Source organism: Natrinema soli, from assembly GCF_028618695.1.
Map to the genome: position 1 here is coordinate 1 of NZ_JAQIVI010000426.1, position 4,614 is coordinate 4,614.

General features: G+C 65.6%; 3 protein-coding genes. 1 reads left to right on the forward strand and 2 read right to left on the reverse strand.

Features of this window, described 5'->3' with window-relative positions:
• Positions 1–1,045: thiamine pyrophosphate-dependent enzyme (locus PGX04_RS23095; protein ID WP_273740658.1), on the forward strand; the 1,045-nt coding region annotated here is incomplete at its 5' end.
• 93 nt (positions 1,046–1,138) lie between these two features.
• Here the strand turns inward: PGX04_RS23095 and PGX04_RS23100 are convergent.
• Complete coding sequence (locus PGX04_RS23100) at positions 1,139–2,686, reverse strand: TrkH family potassium uptake protein (protein WP_273740659.1); 1,548 nt, start codon at positions 2,684–2,686, stop codon at positions 1,139–1,141.
• A 189-nt stretch (positions 2,687–2,875) separates the two neighbouring features.
• Positions 2,876–4,303, reverse strand: a complete 1,428-nt coding sequence (locus PGX04_RS23105) for an FAD-binding oxidoreductase (protein WP_273740660.1) — start codon at positions 4,301–4,303, stop codon at positions 2,876–2,878.
• Positions 4,304–4,614 lie beyond the last annotated feature (311 nt).

Below are 4,614 nucleotides of genomic sequence, written 5' to 3' on the forward strand. Positions count from 1 at the left end.
GATGGTCGTCGGGGACCACGTCGCCCGCTCCGGTGCCGACGCCGTCGCCGCGGCGGTCGAACTCGCGGAGGCGACGGGTGCTCGCGTCCACGGAGAGATCCTCTCCTGCGAGGTGGACTTTCCCACCGACCACGAGCAGTGGGTCTCCTACCTGCCGACCAGCGAGCGCCTCGCGTCGATGCTGATGGACACCGATACGATACTCTTCGCCGGCTGTTCGACGAACACGACGCTGACCCGCCACGAGGAGGCGCTGGTCGATCCCGACACGACCTGCATCCACCTGAGCGACGACGCCTGGCAGGTCGGCAAGAATCAGCCCGCCGACGCCGCCGTGATCGGCGATCCGGGGCTGGTCATGCAGGAATTGACCGAACGGGTCCAGGGCAAACTCTCCGACGACGTCGTCGGCGACCGCCTCGAGACGGTCGCCGACGTCAAAGAGATGGTCGAGTCCCAGATGGCCGGCTACGGCGAGGCCGAAGGGGACGATCCGCGGTCGTCGAAGGCCGAACTGGTCGACGCCATGGAGCGCGTTGCGGGCGACGCCGCCATCGTCGACGAGGGCGTCACCTCGAAGTACGCCATGCTGACGCGCTGGGATTTCGCGCCCGAACAGTACATCTCGAACAAGGGGGGTGGGCTCGGCTACGGACTTCCCGCAGCGGTCGGTGCCGCCGTCGCCGAGGAACAGCGAGACGACCCGCGGGACGTGGTCGGCTTCATCGGCGACGGCTCCTACCAGTACTACCCTCACTCGATCTACAGCGCCGCCCGGTACGATCTGGACCTGACGGTCGTCATCTCGGACAACCGCAACTACCGGATCCTGAAGGACAATACGCTCCACCTCATGGGCGGCGAAGAGGACGACTACGAGTTCGTCGGGATGGACTTCGAGCCGGCGGTCGACCTCGTGAAAAACGCCGAGAGCCACGGCGCACGCGCCGAACGCGTCGAGACGCCGGACGGTATCGAGGGTGCGCTCGAGGACGCGCTGACCCGCGAGGGACCGGACGTGCTGGACGTGCTGGTCCAAGACTGAGACGGACTCCTAGAAGTCGTCTTCGACGCAACTGCGACCGTCCCGCGGTTGTGCCGCAAAACAGTGACGGATCCGCACGAGTCTCAGCTGCCGCTACGAGCGCCAGTACGCCGGCGTCAGAATCACCAGCACGGAGAGGATCTCGAGCCGGCCGATCCACATGAGGAAGGTCATGTACAGCTTCGCGGCGTTCGAGAAGGACTCGTAGCTGTTCATCGGCCCGACGACGCCGACACCCGGACCGATGTTCCCGAGCGTCGCGATCGTCGCGCTCGTGGCCTCGAGTCCCGACAGCGAGAGGTCTGATGTTCGGTGCGCATCGAGAAAGAGCAGGACGGTCGAGACGACGAACAGCGTCAGAAAGAGGAGAACGAAGACGAAGATGCCGTGGATCGCTTCCTCGTCGATAACGTCACCCGTGTCACCCATCCGAACCGGCCGGATCGCCTGCGGGTGGACGGTCGTGAACAGTTCTCGCTGAATGGACTTCCCGACGACGTACCAGCGGATGATCTTGATCGATCCGGCTGCAGAGCCCGCTGACCCGCCGAGGAACATCGCGAACAGGAGGATCACCTGCGTCGACTCGCTCCACGTGTTGAAGTCCATGCTGGCGTAGCCCGTCGTCGTCACGATCGCGAGCGTCTGGAAGAGCCCGTGGCGCAGCGAGCGCTCGAGACTGCCGGGAATCGTCGCGACGCCCTCGGGAACCGTGGCGAGCCCCATCCCGAGGAACAGCAGCACCGAGAGGAGGCCGCCGACGACGCCCATCGACAGAATATACGATCGAAACTCGGCGTTCCCGGTCAGGCGTTCGGGGTGGCCGCGCCAGGCGTACCAGTAGAGCGCGAAGTTCGCCCCGGCGACGACCATGAAGACCATGACCGCCCACTGGACGATCGGTTCGAACGCCTCGACGCTGCGCCCCTCCGGCGAGAACCCGCCGGTCGGCAGCGACGTGAGCGCGTGAGCGACGGCGTTGTAAAACGTCATACTGGGGGCCAACCCCGCGAGGTGGAGCCCGTAGTAGACGACCACGGCGGCGAGCGTGAACCAGGCGTAGATCAGCCAGAGCGCCCGCGCCGTCTGCCTGATCCGCGGCGTCAGTTTCTCGACCTGAATCCCCGGTGCTTCCTCCCGGATGAGCTGCGTCCCACCGACGGAGAGCTCCGAGAGGATCGCGACCATGAGCACGATGATCCCCATCCCGCCGAGCCACTGGGTGAGTTGTCGCCACATCATGATCGACCGCGAGTGCGTCTCGACGGAGATACTGCCCATAACCGTCGCACCCGTGGTCGTGAAGCCGCTCATGCTCTCGAACAGCGCGTTGACAGGGTGTGCAATCGTCCCTGTGCCGGCGACGAGGTACGGTATCGTCCCCACGATCGGGAGAACGAGCCACGTCAGCGCGACGAGCAGGAACGCTTCGCGGTGCTCGAGGTCCGGGTCGGGCTCGAGGCGCTCGAGTCCCGTTCCAACGGCGACGGCGACGACGAGTGCGACGAGGAACGGCAGCGGGCTCTCTCGATAGTAGAGCGCGACGACCGTGGGAAACAGAAACGTGAGGGAGAGATACTTCAGCACCGTGCCGAGGAGACTGCAACTGGACCGGATGTCGACGTGAATCCTGCGTGTCATAGGTATCGAGTTCCGTCCGAATCAGGGACCATCGCTTCGCCGACCGAACGCGAGTATCTACTCGGATTAGTTGAGTCTCAATAAATACTGTGTTATACCCGGATCACAATCCGCAGTGACGATCGGGGTTGCCAACGTGTAGTGCTGAGTGGCTCACAACACGCTGTGTCGGTGGGTTCGTAGTGTGGTTTATTGCTCCGAATCGCGGAGCCGCTTGCCGTCAGCCGTTTCGGGGAATATCTTCCCCGGGTTGAGCGTGTCGTTCGGATCGAGTGCCCGCTTGATCGTCCGCATGGCCTCGACCGCGCCGGCCCCGTGTTCGGGCTCGAGGTATTCCCGTTTTCCCTGGCCGATACCGTGCTCTCCCGTCGCGGTGCCGCCCAGTTCGATCGCCAGTTCGACGATTTCGCGATAGAGGCGCTCGCCGCGCTCGAGCTGGGCGGAATCGTCGGGGTCGACGAGGACGCTGTAGTGGAGGTTGCCGTCGCCCGCGTGGCCGAAACAGGGAACCAGGAGGTCGTACTCGTCGGCCAGCCGCTTCGTCTCGCGGACGACCGTCGGATAGGAACTGATCGGCACCGTCACGTCGCCGGGGTGGAGCGGCTCGAGGGCGGGATCGTAGGTCGCGACGGCGTAGGCCAGTTCCCCACGCGCCCGCCAGAGGGCGTCCATCTCGTCATCGTCGTCGCTCATCTCGAAGCGGGCGACGCCGTGGTCTTCGAAGATCGCCCGGCAGAGGTCGATCTCTTCCTCGATGCCGTGGTTGGCGTGAAACTCGAGGAAGACCATCGGCGCGTCCGGGAGATCGCTGCCGAGATACTCGTTGGCCATCGTCGCGCTCACTCCGTCGACGAGTTCGATTCGGGCGACGCCGACGTCCGTCCGGACCGCGTCGAAGACCGCTTCGGCCGCGTCGTCGAGCGTTTCGAAGAATGCTCGGCCGCCGCGGATCTGCTCGGGGCGGCCAGCGAGTTCCAGCGTGGCCTCGGTGACGACGGCCAGCGTCCCCTCGCTGCCGACGATGAGATCGGTCAGGTTGTAGCCGCTCGAGGTCTTGACGGCCCGCGACCCCGTCTGGACGACCGTCCCGTCGGCGAGGACGGCCTCGAGACTGAGCACCCAGTCGGCGACCTCGCCGTACCGGACGGTCTGCATGCCGCTGGCGTCGGTTGCTATCATTCCGCCGATCGTCGAGATGTCGCCGGAGGAGGGCAACGGCGGGAAGAACAGGCCGTCACCGGCGACGTACTCGTCGACGTCGGAGCCGATGATCCCCGGTCCGACGTCGATCTGGACGTCGTCGGGACGGTAGTCGACGACGTCGTCCATCCGCGTGAGATCGAGACTGATGCCGCCGTGAGTCGGGACGGCGTTCCCCTCGAGTCCCGTCCCAGCAGCGTAGGGGGTCACGGGGACGCCGCGGTCCGTCGCAGCGGCGAGCACGGCCGAGACGTCGTCCGTGCACTCGGGCCAGACGACGGCGTCCGGGAGAACGCCGCTCCCGTCGTTTTGCTCCGTGCCGAAGTCCGTCGCGTGCGATTCTCGTCGCCCGTCCGCGAAAGAGATCTGATCGTCCGCGAGGTCGAGCGCCTCGAGGAACGAACAGTCACGTGTCATACGTCCACATCGGTCACAACTCGTATCAACGTTTCCCACCGTTTCGAAGGGAGCGGAAGTCGAACGGGTGGAAACCGCCACGCGCTCGAGCGGACGCGAACCGGACGTCGAGCAGATGCGAGGCGGATATCGCAGTCTATCAGGTGCGAAACGGCGGCAGCAGTCGAACGAGGGGACCGTCGGCGCGCGGGCGGTGACGCCGAACTCTCAGGGTACTGGAGACCGTCCGCTCGAGCGTGACCGACGACGGCCCGCCGCCCGACGACGGTGAGAGGACCGCTCCGCTCGAGTCGCGACTCCGCGAACTGCAC